The sequence below is a fragment of the Streptomyces sp. NPDC005811 genome, from assembly GCF_040630405.1.
Classification (GTDB): domain Bacteria; phylum Actinomycetota; class Actinomycetes; order Streptomycetales; family Streptomycetaceae; genus Streptomyces.
In genome coordinates, this window is sequence record NZ_JBEXXK010000001.1 from 1 (window position 1) to 14,528 (window position 14,528).

The 14,528-nt window shown below is 69.8% G+C and carries 13 protein-coding genes and 1 pseudogene; 11 read left to right on the forward strand and 3 right to left on the reverse strand.

Translation table 11 applies throughout. From position 1 onward, the window contains the following. Nucleotides 1-94: 94 nt before the first annotated feature. From ABZ490_RS00005 to ABZ490_RS00015, 3 genes and pseudogenes are all read left to right on the forward strand, one after another. Nucleotides 95-946 (forward strand): annotated as a pseudogene (locus tag ABZ490_RS00005) (FtsK/SpoIIIE domain-containing protein); the annotation flags it as partial. Continuing rightward, nucleotides 943-1,140: a hypothetical protein gene (locus tag ABZ490_RS00010; RefSeq protein WP_340377378.1), complete on the forward strand. Its 198-nt coding sequence runs from the start codon at nucleotides 943-945 to the stop codon at nucleotides 1,138-1,140. The pseudogene ABZ490_RS00005 and the gene ABZ490_RS00010, both read left to right, overlap by 4 nt. 298 nt (nucleotides 1,141-1,438) lie before the next feature. Continuing rightward, on the forward strand, nucleotides 1,439-2,794 hold the full coding sequence (locus tag ABZ490_RS00015; RefSeq protein WP_358982928.1) for a replication initiator: 1,356 nt from the start codon (nucleotides 1,439-1,441) through the stop codon (nucleotides 2,792-2,794). Nucleotides 2,795-3,015: 221 nt separating this feature from the next. Here ABZ490_RS00015 and ABZ490_RS00020 read toward each other — a convergent pair whose 3' ends face one another. Both ABZ490_RS00020 and arsM read right to left on the reverse strand, forming a co-directional pair. Continuing rightward, the gene (locus tag ABZ490_RS00020; RefSeq protein WP_358982150.1) at nucleotides 3,016-4,635 is read right to left on the reverse strand and encodes a recombinase family protein; all 1,620 of its coding nucleotides are present in this window, start codon (nucleotides 4,633-4,635) and stop codon (nucleotides 3,016-3,018) included. A gap of 261 nt (nucleotides 4,636-4,896) precedes the next feature. Next, the gene (gene arsM / locus ABZ490_RS00025) at nucleotides 4,897-5,790 is read right to left on the reverse strand and encodes an arsenite methyltransferase (protein ID WP_358982152.1); all 894 of its coding nucleotides are present in this window, start codon (nucleotides 5,788-5,790) and stop codon (nucleotides 4,897-4,899) included. Between the two features lie 104 nt (nucleotides 5,791-5,894). On the opposite strand from arsM, the gene ABZ490_RS00030 reads away from it, so the two are divergent. From ABZ490_RS00030 to ABZ490_RS00045, 4 genes are all read left to right on the forward strand, one after another. Then, nucleotides 5,895-6,272: a metalloregulator ArsR/SmtB family transcription factor gene (locus ABZ490_RS00030; protein WP_358982154.1), complete on the forward strand. Its 378-nt coding sequence runs from the start codon at nucleotides 5,895-5,897 to the stop codon at nucleotides 6,270-6,272. Next, complete coding sequence (locus ABZ490_RS00035; RefSeq protein ID WP_358982930.1) at nucleotides 6,263-7,009, forward strand: MIP/aquaporin family protein; 747 nt, start codon at nucleotides 6,263-6,265, stop codon at nucleotides 7,007-7,009. Before ABZ490_RS00030 ends, ABZ490_RS00035 begins: the two co-directional genes overlap by 10 nt. A gap of 24 nt (nucleotides 7,010-7,033) precedes the next feature. After that, nucleotides 7,034-7,444, forward strand: coding sequence for an arsenate reductase ArsC (locus ABZ490_RS00040; RefSeq protein WP_358982157.1), 411 nt, complete (start codon nucleotides 7,034-7,036; stop codon nucleotides 7,442-7,444). A gap of 77 nt (nucleotides 7,445-7,521) precedes the next feature. After that, nucleotides 7,522-8,784, forward strand: a complete 1,263-nt coding sequence (locus ABZ490_RS00045; RefSeq protein WP_358982159.1) for a VanZ family protein — start codon at nucleotides 7,522-7,524, stop codon at nucleotides 8,782-8,784. A 60-nt stretch (nucleotides 8,785-8,844) separates the two neighbouring features. On the opposite strand, the gene ABZ490_RS00050 is transcribed toward ABZ490_RS00045, so the two are convergent. Further along, nucleotides 8,845-9,351: a diadenosine tetraphosphate hydrolase gene (locus tag ABZ490_RS00050; protein ID WP_358982161.1), complete on the reverse strand. Its 507-nt coding sequence runs from the start codon at nucleotides 9,349-9,351 to the stop codon at nucleotides 8,845-8,847. Between the two features lie 14 nt (nucleotides 9,352-9,365). On the opposite strand from ABZ490_RS00050, the gene ABZ490_RS00055 reads away from it, so the two are divergent. The 4 genes from ABZ490_RS00055 to ABZ490_RS00070 all read left to right on the forward strand — a co-directional run bounded on the left by ABZ490_RS00055 (nucleotide 9,366) and on the right by ABZ490_RS00070 (nucleotide 14,507). Then, complete coding sequence (locus tag ABZ490_RS00055) at nucleotides 9,366-10,286, forward strand: GNAT family N-acetyltransferase (protein ID WP_358982163.1); 921 nt, start codon at nucleotides 9,366-9,368, stop codon at nucleotides 10,284-10,286. A 127-nt stretch (nucleotides 10,287-10,413) separates the two neighbouring features. Then, entirely contained in the window at nucleotides 10,414-11,376 is a 963-nt protein-coding gene (locus ABZ490_RS00060; RefSeq protein WP_358982165.1) for a polyphosphate kinase 2 family protein, read from the forward strand. Beyond that, nucleotides 11,373-14,111, forward strand: a complete 2,739-nt coding sequence (locus tag ABZ490_RS00065; protein WP_358982168.1) for an HAD-IC family P-type ATPase — start codon at nucleotides 11,373-11,375, stop codon at nucleotides 14,109-14,111. The genes ABZ490_RS00060 and ABZ490_RS00065 overlap by 4 nt, the downstream gene beginning before the upstream one ends. Before the next feature lie 39 nt (nucleotides 14,112-14,150). Then, the gene (locus tag ABZ490_RS00070) at nucleotides 14,151-14,507 is read left to right on the forward strand and encodes a carboxymuconolactone decarboxylase (protein ID WP_358982171.1); all 357 of its coding nucleotides are present in this window, start codon (nucleotides 14,151-14,153) and stop codon (nucleotides 14,505-14,507) included. Nucleotides 14,508-14,528 lie beyond the last annotated feature (21 nt).

Genomic DNA, 14,528 nt, shown 5'->3' on the forward strand with positions numbered 1-14,528 from the left:
CACGATCCAGGGCCGCGACTGACGTTTCCCCACGGCCAGACCAACGACCACCCAAGCCGAAAGTCACATGATCAACGACTTCTGTTAGGACCTCTTAGCCACTGCCCCGGCTGAACTCCTCTCCGCGCTGATCGGCTCGCTGGAGACGGGAGGGGCGTGGGTGATGAACCTGCGCCTGGTGCCGCACTGGCTCATCGTCGGGGCCACGCGCTCGGGCAAGTCGACCCTGCTGGCCCGGCTCATTACCCAGCTCGCCACACAGCGCGTCGCCCTGGTCGGCATCGACTGCAAGGGCGGCATGGAACTCGGCCTCTTCACCACACGACTGACCGCACTGGCCACCTGCCGCCGTGAGGCCGTGGCCGTGCTCTCCGCGCTGGTGGTCGACATGCAGGACCGGATGAGCGCATGCCGGTCGGCCGGAGCCCGCTCCATCTGGGAGCTCCCGGACAAGCTCCGCCCCGTGCCGGTCGTGGTCCTGGTCGACGAGATCGCGGAACTGTACCTGTCCAACGGCACCCGCGAGAGCAAGGCAGAAGCCGAACAGTGCTCAACGCTCCTCCTGCGGCTGGCCCAGCTCGGTGCCGCCCTCGGCATTCACCTGGTGGTGGCCGGCCAACGTGTCGGCTCCGACCTCGGTCCCGGCGTCACCGCCCTGCGGGCCCAGCTCGGCGGCCGGATCTGCCACCGGGTCAACGACCCCGGCACAGCGGAAATGACCCTCGGCGACCTCAACAAGGATGCCGTGGCGGTCGCCCAGGCGATCACGCCGGAAGAGCGCGGTGTGGCTGTCTGCACGGGGCCCGATGGCGGATGGAGCCGTGCGCGCTCACATCTCACCCCCACTGATGAGGCCGTGGCCACGGCCCGGAAGTACGGCGCGATGACCCCGGAACTGTCCCTCGTCACCCGCGCCCTGGCGGCGCTGGAAGGAGAGTCGAAGTGATCAGCGAAGGTACGGCGTTCACGTTCGCGGTGATCTTCGGGATCATCACCGTCCTCCTCGTCCGCTCGCGCGACGTCCGGGCCTGGGAAGCGGTCTGCGTCGGCCTCTTCGGCGTCTACCTCGGCCAGACCCCCGTGATCTTCACCATCCACGGGCTCGTGACCTGGTTCATAAGCGGCTTCTCCCACACCTGAGCAGAGAGGACACCCGACCATGCCCATGCCTCGCGTGAGGTGCCCCCACTGCAAGGGCGACGGCGCCCGTAAGACCTGGACCGGACGGATCCGGCGCTGCCGCGTCTGCCGGGGCACCGGCACCATCCGCTGAACCCCGCCACACCCGAGCCACCTGCAAGGGAGCGATCCCCATGACCGACGACGCGCCACCAACCCACATCCGTGCCGCTGCGGCGGCCCACCCCGGAAGGTCACCACCATCACCCCGCAGTACACCCCGGCTGACCGGCGCGCCGCCCTGGATCGCGCGGCGCGCCTGCGTCAGCTCCCCGAAACCGACCGCGACGCCATACGCCTCGCTCAAGATCCCAAGTTCCCCCGCTGGCTGGACCAGGTCACCGCGACCGGCGGATGCGCCCATCCCGTCCACCTCTCAGGCTCCACCACCACCCTGGACGGCACTACGGGCGAGATCCTCCGCCACTACGACACCCGCGACGAACCCGGCGAACGCCTCCTCGTCCGCTGCCGCAACCGCCGCGCAACCGTCTGCCCCGCCTGCTCCCGCCTCCACGCCGGAGACACCTACCACCTGGTGCGCGCCGGACTCCTCGGCGGCAAGAACGTCCCCCCGGCCGTCCGCTACCGGCCTCGGCTGTTCGTCACCCTCACCGCCCCCTCCTTCGGCCCGGTCCACCGCGCCGGGGAACAGTGCCGACCCCGCCGAGACAGCCACACCTGCGAGCACGGACGCGCCCTCGGCTGCGGCACCGTCCACGCCCCGGATGCCCCGGTCGTCGGCCAACCGCTCTGCCCCGACTGCTACGACTACACAGCCCACGTCCTCTGGCACGCACACGCATCCAAGCTCTGGGACCGCTTCGTCATCGACGTCCGGCGGCGCCTCGCCTCCTCAGCCGGCCTCGTACAGTCACGCTTCGCCGAGCACGCCCGGCTCTCCTTCGCCCGCGTCGCCGAGTACCAGAAGCGGGCGGCCGTCCACGTCCATGCCGTCGTCCGCGTCGACGGACCGAACGGATCCGACGACGAACCCCCGCCCTGGGCCACTGTGCAAGTCCTCGTCGATGCCGTACGCAAGTCGGCCCGGCGCGTCCTGGTCCGCTCGTCCTACAGCCCGGCCGTGGGACAACTGGTCCTGAGCTGGGGTGAGCAGATCGACGCCCGGCCACTGCACACCGACGGTGACGGCCCCGATGACGACGCCGTAGCCGCGTACGTCGCCAAGTACGTCACCAAGGGAGCCAGCGAAACCGGCGCCGGCCTCGATCACCCGCTCACCACCTGGGCCGATATCGAGGCGGCACCCGTCAGCACCCACGTCCGCACGCTCATGCGTGCCTGCTGGCGCCTGGGCGGCCTCCCTGAGTACGCACCCCTCCGCCTCCGCCCGTGGACCCACACCCTCGGCTACCGCGGCCACATCCTCACCAAATCCCGCGCCTACTCCACCACCTACGCAGCCCTCCGCGCCGAACGCGCCCACCACATGGGCCACACCGACACCCCCGACGCCATCACCGAACACAACTGGCGCTACATCGGCTCCGGCCACACCCCCGGCGCGGCCCTCATCGCGGCCGGCGTCGCCGAAGACCTTGCGGGATCTCGGCGGCTTGCTGTGGAGGCAGGACGAGAGGGGGGATGGCTCTGACGACGACTCTTCCCAAGCGTGGTACTCAGCACGTCAGCCCCTTGCCCCCGCCACGGAACGGTGAGAGCAGTACCGACATCATGATCGAAAATGAGATCGTGATCGTGGACGACGATGGGACAGAACAACCGTTTGATCCGGCGTCGTGGTTCTCGTGACACAAACGGCCGCCTCCCCGTATCGCTGGGAGGCGGCTGCACTCGTTCGCCAGCAGTCTCGTATCAGAAAGCTTCGGCGAAGTCGTCTTCCTTGAGTATCAGGCGGTCCCGCACGTCCTTCGGGATCATGAGCTTCATGTGGACGTACGGGGCGCGTACCCCCTTCACCTTGGTCCGCTTGATAGTGCACTTCACGCCCACCCGGAGAAGATCGGCGCCCATGGCCTCCATGCCGCCCTCCTCCCACCGCTCCCGGAACGACTTGCCGTTGTGCACGGCCACCCACCGGTCCTTCGTCGACTCGGGGTCGATGGCCTCCAACTGCTTGATCAGGTCGTCCATGGTCTTCTCGGCCTGCTCCCGCGTGAAGCGGGTCTTCGTGAAACGCCCCTCGGGTTCGAGACCGGTCATGTAGTAGCTGATGGACTCCTCAAGGCGCTTCTGCTCCTTGCGGGCTTCGGCGCCCTGGCGGTACTCGCGCACCATGACGGGGTCGTCACCGAGAACCTTCAGCACGTCCTCGACGAACTTGCTGTAGATGAGGTGCGGGTTCGGTGCGCCGTGCCCGCCGCTCTTGCACTTGCCGCATCGCAGGTACTCGTATGCCCTGCCCTTGTGCGTTGTCTTCTGGACCATCATGTTGGCCCCGCAGTCGTAGCAGAGCAGGACTCCGAGGAACTTCGTCGCCCCGCCGGGGGCGCGGGTGGGCTGATTCTTCCCGCGTCGGTCCAGGGCGGCTTGGAGGCTCTCGAACTCCTCTTCTGTGAAGATCGGATCCGCCACGCGGATGGGCTTCCCGTCGTTGCCCAGCACGATCTTCGAGCGGCGCACGCCTCCGACCTTGTTCTCCTCCACGCGGTACCCCATCAGTCCGGGGTTCCTGAGCCGGCGGAGCATCGTCGACGTGGTCAGGCCTGGTCCGCAGATTCCGGCACGGATGAGCACCCTGGACATGCGCCGCGCGGATGCGGGCTTCGGCCTCTGGGCGGCGCGGCGGCACCAGTGCAGTGCTCTGTACGCCTCTGCATTGATGGCGAGGACGACCCTGTCGTCCTCGTTCTCCGTCGTCTCGTAGCCGTACGTCGGCTTGCCCACGACCCAATCCGTCTGCGTCCTGGCGTAGTCCCACAGGCTCGTGATGCGCGTGCTGGTGTTGGCCGCCTCGATCTCGGCGATTCCACCGATGATCGTGACCATTATCTTTCCGGCCGTCGTGGTCAGGTCGATCGAGTCGTGCTTGGACAGCAGGTTCTTCCCGTACTTCAGGCACCACTCGATCATGGTGCTGAGGTCCGTGAGGCGCCGTACGAACCGGTCCAGCTTCCAGAACAGGATCTCGTCGAACTCCGGCGCGCGGTTGTTGAGCCAGTCTCCCAGTTCCTTGCGCTTCCACGGGGGGACCTTCGTCGCCGATACATTCAGGTCGCTGGCGACACCGACGACTCGGCGGCCTCGCTCCAGGGCGAGCTTCCGCAGATCGAGTTCCTGCCGGATGGGGGACGTCGTCTCGTCGGTGAGGACTGACAGGCGTATGGAGAGCAACGCCCTGGGGGCGTCGTCCGGCAGCAGGGCCTCGGCCTTCTTCAGGTCCTCCAGGACCGCCAAGTCTGCTGCCGTCCACTCGGTCTCGACGTCGTACGCCGGTAAGTGAGTTGAGCTGCGCTTCCTGCTTCGGGTTGCCATTGCGGCACCGTACTGGATTTAGGACTGTTGGTGTATGCCCTGCCATGGACACGACGATCCAGATCGGCCCGACCGGCAAGAAGCTGCTGCCGCTGACGGTCAAGAAGGACGTTGCGACCAGCGGACACGTGCACTGAGGTGAGCGAGGCGCGAGGTGCTCTCCGAGGTGGAGTGGGGCCGGCCCCGTCGGCTGCCTGAGAGCGGCCTCTGCGCACTTCTGAGCCCCCTCCTTGATCGGGAGGGGGCTCGGTCGTGGCTGGATCAGCTCTGACAGCCACAGCCGGAGGCTGCTTTCGCCGCGCTGACGCTGACGGTGGGGTCTGCCGCCGTCTCGACCTCGGTGCAGCAGGCGTTCACCCCGCAGCAGGTGCCGGCCGACGGGTCCGTCCGGGTGCCGGGCCGGGGAGCCGTCGGCTTCGACGCGCGGACGATCGCGGAGTGCATGCCGTCGGCGACCGGATGCGTCGGAATGATCTCGATGCCCGTGAACCCTGCCGCTTCCAGGCCTGTGCGGTACTCCTCGAAGGAGAGGGCGCCCGCGATGCACCCGACGTGGTCGCCGCGCTCCCCGCGCTGGGCCGGGGTGAGTGAGTCGTCGGCGACCACGTCGGACACGCCGATCCGGCCGCCGGGCCTCAGGACGCGGTAGGTCTCGGCGAAGACGGCGGGCTTGTCGGTGGACAGGTTGATCACGCAGTTGGAGATCACGACATCGATGGTGCTCGCGGGCAGGGGGATCGCCTCGATCGTGCCCTTGAGGAACTCGACGTTCGTCGCCCCGGCCTTCTCGGCGTTGGTGAGAGCCAGGGCGAGCATCTCGTCGGTCATGTCGAGGCCGTAGGCCTTGCCGGTGGGGCCCACGCGGCGGGCGGAGAGCAGGACGTCGATGCCGCCGCCGGAGCCGAGGTCGAGGACGCGTTCGCCCTCGCGCAGTTCGGCGACGGCGGTGGGGTTGCCGCAGCCGAGGGAGGCGGCCACGGCCTCGGCGGGCAGGGTCTCGCGCTCGTCGGTGGCGTACAGGGTCGAGCCGAAGTTCTCGTCGGTCTCGATGGGCTGTGGGCCGCAACAGGCGGTGCCGCCTTCGCTGACCTGCACGGCGGCTGCCGCGTAGCGCTGACGGACGGTTTCCCGGAGGTCGGTGGACTGGTCGGACATGGAGCACTCCCGCGTGAGTGGGCATGGCGGTGCCCTGAACGGCTTGTATTGATGTTCTTCGATTCCACCTTGCGCCTTGATTCGAAAAACGTCAACATAGACGCATGTCGAATCAAGAGCTGAAGATCCTCGGCCAGGACGGGGCTGGTGCCTGCTGCGAGGGATTGGCCGCTGCGCCACTGGATGAAGAGCAGGCGGCCGACCTGGCGAAGATCTTCAAAGCCCTGGGCGACCCGGTGCGCCTGCGGCTGATGTCGATGATCGCCTCGCGGGAGGGCGGGGAGGTGTGTGTCTGTGAGCTGACCCCGGCCTTCGACCTCTCACAACCGACGATCTCGCACCACCTGAAGCTCCTCCGGCAGGCGGGGCTCATCGACTGTGAGCGCCGCGGCACCTGGGTCTACTACTGGGTGCTGCCGAACGTCCTCGACCGCCTGGCCGGATTTCTGGCCATGCCGCAGACGGCGAAGGCATCCGTGTGAGCGCGCCCCTGGGGCGTCGCGTCGCTGCGGAAGCGGTCGGTTCGGCGGGGCTGGTGGCGGTGGTCGTCGGCTCGGGGATCCAGGCGGCCGGACTCTCGCGGGACGTGGGCGTCCAACTGCTCGCCAACTCCACTGCCACGGTCTTCGGTCTGGCCGTGCTGATCGTGCTCCTCGGGCCGGTCTCCGGCGCGCACTTCAACCCGGTCGTCACCCTCGCAGCGTGGTTCACCGGCCGCAGGAGCGGAGACGGGCCGAGTCTGCGGGAGGTGGCCGCGTACGTTCCGGCGCAGATCGCTGGGGCTGTCGTCGGCGCCGTCCTGGCCGATGCCATGTTCGCCGAACCCCTGGTGAAGTGGTCCACCCACGACCGCTTCGCAGGGCACCTGTGGCTCGGGGAGGCAGTGGCGACCGCCGGACTGGTGCTGCTGATCTCCGGCCTGAACCGGACGGGTCGCGAGCGATTCGCTCCGGCCGCTGTGGCGTCCTTCATCGGGGCCGCCTACTGGTTCACCTCCTCCACCTCCTTCGCGAACCCCGCGGTGACCATCGGCCGGACGTTCACCGACACCTTCGCCGGAATCGCCCCGGCCTCTGTCGCACCCTTCATCGCGGCTCAACTGGTGGGTGCCGCCGTCGGCCTGGGCCTGGTGGCGCTGCTCTTCGGGCCCGCCGCTCCTGCCGAGACCGATGTCGTCATGCCGCGGGGCGACACCGAACCCGCTGCTTCTCCTCGCTGAACCGTCTTCCAAGGAACATCCACCATGAGCGACTCCACTCCCCGCCCCTCCGTCCTGTTCGTCTGTGTCCACAACGCCGGGCGCTCCCAGATGGCCGCCGCCTTCCTCACCCACGTCGCCGGGGAGAAGGTGGAGGTCCGCTCGGCCGGCTCCGCCCCTGCCGACGCGGTCAACCCGGCGGTGGTGGAAGCGATGAACGAACTCGGCATCGACCTCTCCGCCGAGACCCCGAAGGTCCTCACCGTGGAAGCCGTGCAGGCGTCCGACGTCGTCATCACCATGGGGTGCGGAGACACCTGCCCCGTCTTCCCGGGGAAGCGCTACCTTGATTGGCAACTCGACGATCCGGCCGGCCAGGGCGTCGATGCGGTCCGTCCGATCCGGGACGAGATCGAGCGGCGCATCCGTGGGCTGGTGAACGACCTGACGGGCTGAACGGTCCAGGTGCGTCTGCAGATCGGCTCGACCGGCAAGAAGCAGCTGCCGCTGACGGTCCTAGGTGATTCTCGAACGTGATTGAGGCTTCCATCTCCGCCGTACCGGGCCTGATCGCCTCCTGGGCGGTCCTCGCTGCACTCGTCGCGGTGCCGACGGCGCTCGTGGCGAAGGCGAAAAAGAGGCCGTGGCCTCTGCGGACAGCACTGGCCGCCTACGTGGCCGGCATCGCCGCGGTGACCCTGCTGCCCGGTGACGCCGGTCTGGGGCCCTGGCAGTGCGACACGGGGATGCCCCTCCACCTCGTCACGTCGGCGAGTTCCCGGCTGAACATCGCGCTCTTCGCGCCCGGTGCGTTTCTCGCCGTCCTGCTCTTCAGGAGGCCGGCGACGGTTGCGGCCGCGTTCGGAGCCCTCAGCGGGGCGGTGGAACTCGCGCAGTCGGTGGGGCATCTGGGGCGCTCGTGCAGCGTGACGGACCTCGCGGCCAACGCGACCGGCGCGCTGCTGGGTTCTCTGGCGGGGGCGGTGTGGCTGTACCGGCGCCGACAGCCGCCCGCGCGGCCCGTGCGTGACCTGGTGTGGGGGGTGGCGCTCGCGGCGGTCGCCGTGTCGGCCGTCGGGGGAGTGTTCCAGTCGCGGATCGACCCGGTCGACGTCGTGGCGATGGACGACCGGAGGCGTGACCTGGCCGAGTCCGCCGGGCAGGCCGAGGAATGGATCGCCGCCGCGGCCAAAGGCGTGTTCGGGAACGACACCGAGGTACGGGGGACTTCGGCCGAGCAGGACGGAAGCCGCCTGAGGATCACCGCTGAGACGAACCACGGCACCCTCACCGGCACCTGGCCGGCGAAGACCCTGGAGCGTGCCCGGTCCTCGCGCCTCCGTGGGGACGAGGGCAGCCTCAGCGAGAAGGAGGTCGCGGCAGCGGCCGAACGCTTCGCCCGCACGTGGTTCCCGCGGAACGTCGTGGGGAGCGAGCAGCGCATCCGATCCACCGGTGAGGGCCCGGCCGCGGTCTGCACGGTGCTGTACCGGCGCTACACGGACGGGGTCATGATGCCCATGCGCCTCGACCTCACCCTCACCACCACGGGACGAGTCATCGCGTTCTCGGCCCGAACCGTCGATGATCCTGTGCTGCCGAGAGTGACCATCGGCGAAGCCGAGGCGAAGATTCTGGCGGAAGCCGCGACGGGCCGGTCGGCCGACTCCACCGCGCTCCTCGCGCAGCGGGTCGAGGGCGAATGGCGACCGGTCTGGCGGGTGAACGACGCCAAGGCCGGGCAGCACATCACGATCGACGCGACGACCGGTGAGCGCATCGCCGACCAAGGGTGACGGTCTGGGGCGCGCCGGTCTGCGACATCTGCCGCCGCACATCACCACGCCCGCCGACCGTCAGCCCGGCGAACGCAACCGGTCCAGTTCGGCCCCGAGCCCGTCCCGCAGCGCGTCATGCTGCGGACCCAGCTTGACGCTGTCGTCGTTCCACCGGTCGGGCGGATACAGCCACACGGGCCTGCCCACCAGTTCGGGCGGCTCCCACGCGAACCGTGGCCAGACGTGGGCGTGCAGGAACGGGTCGGTGTTTCCCAGGATCTCCAGGTTGACGCGGCGGAAGTCGGGGTCCAGCCGTCGGCAGACCCGCTCGACGGCCTCTCCGAGCCGGTCCATGTCGGACAGGAACGACAGGCGCCTGGGCCTCGGCAGGTCGGACAGCCGCCGAACTCCCGGTTCGTCCACGAGGAGAACCGAGTACCCGGGCAGGAACTGAACGTCGCCGATCACCGCGAACCCCGACTCCAGCCGCCGTAGCACGGTCGGGTTCTCGCCCCGCAGAGCAGCCCCGATCCGATCCGTCCTCCAGTCGTCCGTCTCATACGTCCCATCCGTCCCATCCGTCATGGCCCTCAACTTAGTTGCCGCCGCTGAGTGGGGATCCTTCAGGGGAGAAGGGTGCCGAGAGCGCGGCCGAGGCCATGTGCGATGACCACGTCGTCCACTGGAACAGGCACGGCTACGGCGATTTCGCGGTCCGGGATGCCACGACGCATGCGTTCCTCGGCCGGGTGGGACTGCGTCATCGGGCCCAGTACGGGGTCGACCTCGGTTTTGCGCTGCACCCGCGGGCCCAGGGACGGGGGATCGCCCAAGAAGCGGGGCGTGCGTGCCTGGGTCTGGCGTTTCGGCGGCTCTCGCTCCCCGCCGTCTTCGCGTTCGTCCTGCCCGGCAACGCGGCCTCGATCGCGGTACTGCGCCGCCTCGGCGGCCGGGAGGACGGGGTGGTCGAGTCCAGCGGTCTGCGGTGCCTGCGCTACCGGTTCGACCCTGCCGTCGCCGTGGACGACGAGTGCGCCGACTTCCGGCTGGTCCAGACGCAGAGCCGCCGCCCCGGGGCATCCGATGACGGCCTGGCCGAACCGCTCGGTCTCGTGTGGGGCGACCGGCCGCACGCCCTCGCGGCCGTCTCCGGAGGCCGGCCGGTCGCCTCCGTGGGATGGCTGCTGCGGGACATGGCGTTCGACGGTGTGCCGCGCCGCGCCGCCGGGCTGGGCGGGGTGGTGGTGCACCCCGGCCACCGCGGCCGGGGGCTCGCCCGGACGGTGATCAGTGTCGCGGTCGAACACGCCAGAGCCGCCGGAGCCGAGACGGTGGTCCTGCTGGGCCGTCCGGATCTGGTTCCGCTCTGCACCCGGCTGGGCTGGAGCCGGCTCTCCGTGCCCGTCACCTTCCGGCAGCCCGAGGGCGCCCGGACCTGGCCACTGGCCGCCATGGTCTACGACCTGGCGGGCCTGCCCCGTCCCACCGCCGGCGTCGACCTGCGGGGCCTGCCCTTCTGATGCAGGCCCGGTGCCCCGGCCTGCCCGACCGTGGCGGAACCACCCGTGGCGGGTGAGGTCGGCGACGGGTCGTGAGGGGATTCTGCTGGGGGAGCGGGGGACGCGGCGGCGAAGGGACGAGCGGGCGATGGGCGACGAGAGGGCCGAGCGGATCGCGGAGTTCGTCCGTCCGTTGCGGGTCGAGCCCGGCCGCCGGGTGCGGCTGGGGAAGGACTTCGATCCGCGGTACAAGGCGGGGATCCGGAAGAAGAAGGAGGGCGTCGAGCTGCTGCGGAGCGGGGTCGAGCTGCTCGCCGACTATCAGCAGCGGCTGGCCGCGCAGGACACGCACGGGGTGCTGGTGTGTCTCCAGGCGCTGGACGCCGGAGGCAAGGACGGCACGATCCGGCATGTGATGAGCGGCGTCAACCCGCAGGGCGTACGGGTGGCGAGCTTCAAGGTGCCCTCCGACGAGGAGCTCGACCACGACTTCCTCTGGCGTTACCACCGCGAACTGCCGGGGCGCGGGGAGATCGGCATCTTCAACCGGTCCCATTACGAAGAGGTCCTGGTGGTGCGGGTGCACCCGGAGAACCTCGAACGCCAGAAGCTGCCCGACGCGGCCCGCGGTCCGGGCGTGTGGAAACGGCGCTACCGGGAGATCAACGACTGGGAGCGCTACCTCACCGACAACGGCTTCGCCGTCGTCAAGCTCTTCCTGAACCTGTCGAAGGAGGAACAGCGCAGCCGTTTCCTCAAGCGCATCGACGTCCCCGAGCGGAACTGGAAGTTCTCGGCCGCCGACGTCCGTGAGCGCGCCCGCTGGGACGACTACCAGAAGGCGTTCTCCAAGATGCTGTCGGCGACCAGCACCCCCTGGGCGCCCTGGTACGTCATCCCGGCCGACCGGAAGTGGTTCGCACGGGTGTGTGTCAGCGCAGTCCTGGCCCACACCCTGATCGGCATCGACCCCCGCTATCCGGAGGTCGGCGACGAGACCCGGCGGGAGCTGGCCGAGGTCAAGCGCGAGCTGGAGCGCCAGGCCCCCGTCGGCGAGCCGGCCGACCCCTACGCCGCGAAGGAAGAGGGCAAGCGCGGGGGGCGGGCATGAGTGCCCCGGCCCGCGCCCCGCAGCCACAGCCGCGGCAGCGGGCGGCGAGCGGTCGGCCCTGGTACGCCCTGCCTGCGGACGAGGTCGCCACCGCCCTCGGGGCGGAGCCCGGGCGGGGGCTGTCCGCCGGCCGGGCGGCCGAGCTGCTCCGGGCGAACGGCCCGAACGCGCTGCCGGAGGAGCAGCCGGTGCCGGGCTGGCGCCGCTGTCTCGCCCAGTACCGCAGCTACATGCAGCTCGTCCTGGTGGCCGCCGCCGTGGTCTCCCTGGTGATCAAGGAGTGGAGCACCGGGGTGCTGCTGTTGGTGCTCACGGTTCTCAACGCGGTCGTCGGGATGCGGCAGGAGGGCAAGGCGGAGAGCGCCATGAACGCCCTCAAGTCGATGATGAAGGCGACCGCGCGGGTGCGCCGGGACGGGGCGGAGTCGGAGATCCCGGCCGAGGAGGTCGTCGTAGGGGATGTCGTGCTGCTCGCGGCGGGCGACGAGGTGCCGGCCGACGGGCGGATCGTCGCCGCGAACGCGCTCCAGATCGACGAGTCCGCGCTGACCGGCGAGAGCGTCCCCGCGGTGAAGGATCCCGGGACGCTCACCGGGACGGATCTGTCGCCCGGGGACCGCACCAACATGGCGTTCATGAACACCCCCGTCACCCACGGCAGCGCGACGGTGATCGTCACGGCCACCGGGGCCGACACCGAACTCGGCCGGATCTCGGGGATGCTGTCGAGCACCACCCGGGAGGCCTCGCCGCTGACCCGGGAGCTGGACCGGCTCACCCTGTGGATCGCGGGGACGGCCGGACTGACGATGATCGTGATGTTCGTGCTGGGGCGCAGCCGCGGTACGGCGTGGGACGCGCTGTTCGTGAGCGCGGTCTCGCTGGCCATCGCCGCCATCCCGGAGGCCCTGCCGACAGTGACGCAGACGATCCTGTCGATCGGCGCGGTCGACCTCGCCCGGCGCGAGGCCATCGTGAAGGACCTGCCGTCGGTGGAGTCGCTGGGGTTCACCTCGGCGATCAACTCCGACAAGACCGGCACGCTCACGATGAACCAGATGACCGTGGTGGAGGTGCTCGATCCCGGGGACCGCTACACCGTCTCCGGCACCGGGTACGGCCTGGAGGGCAGGATCCGGCACCCCGTCGGCTCGGCGCCCGACATGGAGGAGGCGATCCTGCCGTACCTGGTCGCCAACGACGCCACGCTCGTCGGGGGAGCGGTGGTCGGCGACCCCACCGAGGGCGCGCTGCTGGTGCTCGGGCACAAGGCCGGGCTGGACATCGACGCCACCCGGGAGCGGCTGCCCCGGCTGGCCACGCTGCCCTTCGACCCGTCGTACAAGCTGATGGCCACCTTCAACGAGGCGACGGACGGGACGGGCCGCCCGGTCGTGCGCTGCTTCGTGAAGGGGGCGGCGCCCGCGGTGATCGACCGGGCCGCGACGGCGCTCGCGGGCGGGAAGGCGGTGCCGTGGAACGAGGACGCCGGGGCGCGGGCGCAGACCCACATCGAGCGCATGGGCGGCGAGGGCCTGCGGGTGATGGCCGCCGCGCGGCGCGACCTCGATCCGGCGGACTTCGACGCCGACGGCGACCTCCTCGCGTACGTCACCGAGTTGCAGATGACGAGCCTGGTCGGCATGGTCGATCCGCCCCGGGAGGAGTCGCGGGCCGCGGTGGCGGACGCGCAGGCGGCCCACATCCGGGTGCGCATGGTCACCGGCGACGACGTCGTCACGGGTGCCGCCATCGCCCGGCAGCTCGGCATCGAGGGCGAGGCCATGCTCGGCGCCGACTTCGCCGCGCTGCCGGAGGAGGAGCGGCTCGCGCGGATCGACGACATCGGCGTGGTCGGGCGGGTCGCCCCCGAGCACAAGGTGCTGCTCGCGGACACGCTGAAGGCGAAGGGGCATGTGGTGGCGATGACCGGCGACGGCGTCAACGACGCCCCGGCCATCAAGGCCGCCGACGTCGGGATCGCCATGGGCTCCGGCACCGAGGTCGCCAAGAACGCCGGGCGCGTGGTGCTGTCCGACGACAACTTCGCGACGATCGTCTTCGCCGTCGAACAGGGCCGCAAGATTTACGACAATCTCACCAAGTACATCCGGTTCGTGCTGGTGCTGCTGGTCGTGTTCGTGCTGACCTTCCTCGGCGCGACGCTGTTCGACATCGCCGCGGGGGAGCCGTTCACCCCGGCGCAGGTCCTGTGGATCCACTTCTTCGTCAACGCCGCCTTCGGCTTCGCGCTCGGCTTCGACCGGCAGAGCCCGGGACTCATGGCGCGCCGGCCCCGCCCGCGCGGCGAACCGGTGCTGACCACGGGGGTGATGGTCACCGTCGGGCTCTCCGGACTGGCGATCACGATCGGGCTGCTCTGTCTGATCCAGCTGGGCACCTCGCGCTTCGACAACGTCGCGATCGGCCAGTCCATGGCGTTCACGTCCTTCGCGCTCTGCCTCATCGTGGCCGCGCTGGAGTGCCGCAGCGAGACGGACACCGTGCTCACCACCGCCAGCTTCGACAGCAAGCAGATGAACATCGCGATGTTCGTGGAGTTCGTGCTCGCCGTGCTGGTGACCCAGATGGACGGCTTCCAGCGGCTCCTCGGGACGACCGAGATCGACCTGGAGCAGTTCGGTTGGGCGCTGCTCCCCGCGGTGGCCCTGCTGGCCCTGTGGGAGCTGGGCAAGGCCCTGGTCCGTAGGAACTCCCCGAAGACCATCGGGTGAGAAGACAGACAGGTGAGAACAGAGAAAGGTGATTCCGACATGGCAACCGCATCCGAGACCCCCGTTCTGGACACCCTCGCCGCCATGACCATCGACTCCGTCGAGCGCTGTCACATGGACGAGCGGACGCTCATCCTCACCCGTATCGCCGCGCTCGTGGCCGTCGATGCGCCGGCGATCTCCTACCTCGCGCACATCGACCCGGCGATGAAGGCCGAACTCACCGTCGAGGAGCTCCAGGACGTCCTCGTCGCCATCGCGCCCGTCGTGGGCAGCGCCCGCGTGATGTCGGCGGCCGGGCACATCGCGCAGGCCTTCGGCGTCGCCATCGCGCTGGCCGAGGCGGAGGCGGAGGCCATCGCCAACGCCGAGGCGGAGAGCCGCGGCACGTCCTGAACCGCCCACGCCGGGCACACT

Coding starts and splice junctions, on each gene's coding strand:
- ABZ490_RS00060 (WP_358982165.1), top strand. CDS start 10,414: ATGGGCGACGAGAGGGCCGAGCGGATCGCGGAGTTCGTCCGTCCGTTG.
- ABZ490_RS00030 (WP_358982154.1), top strand. CDS start 5,895: ATGTCGAATCAAGAGCTGAAGATCCTCGGCCAGGACGGGGCTGGTGCC.
- ABZ490_RS00040 (WP_358982157.1), top strand. CDS start 7,034: ATGAGCGACTCCACTCCCCGCCCCTCCGTCCTGTTCGTCTGTGTCCAC.
- ABZ490_RS00070 (WP_358982171.1), top strand. CDS start 14,151: ATGGCAACCGCATCCGAGACCCCCGTTCTGGACACCCTCGCCGCCATG.
- ABZ490_RS00020 (WP_358982150.1), bottom strand. CDS start 4,635: ATGGCAACCCGAAGCAGGAAGCGCAGCTCAACTCACTTACCGGCGTAC.
- ABZ490_RS00065 (WP_358982168.1), top strand. CDS start 11,373: ATGAGTGCCCCGGCCCGCGCCCCGCAGCCACAGCCGCGGCAGCGGGCG.
- ABZ490_RS00050 (WP_358982161.1), bottom strand. CDS start 9,351: ATGACGGATGGGACGGATGGGACGTATGAGACGGACGACTGGAGGACG.
- arsM (WP_358982152.1), bottom strand. CDS start 5,790: ATGTCCGACCAGTCCACCGACCTCCGGGAAACCGTCCGTCAGCGCTAC.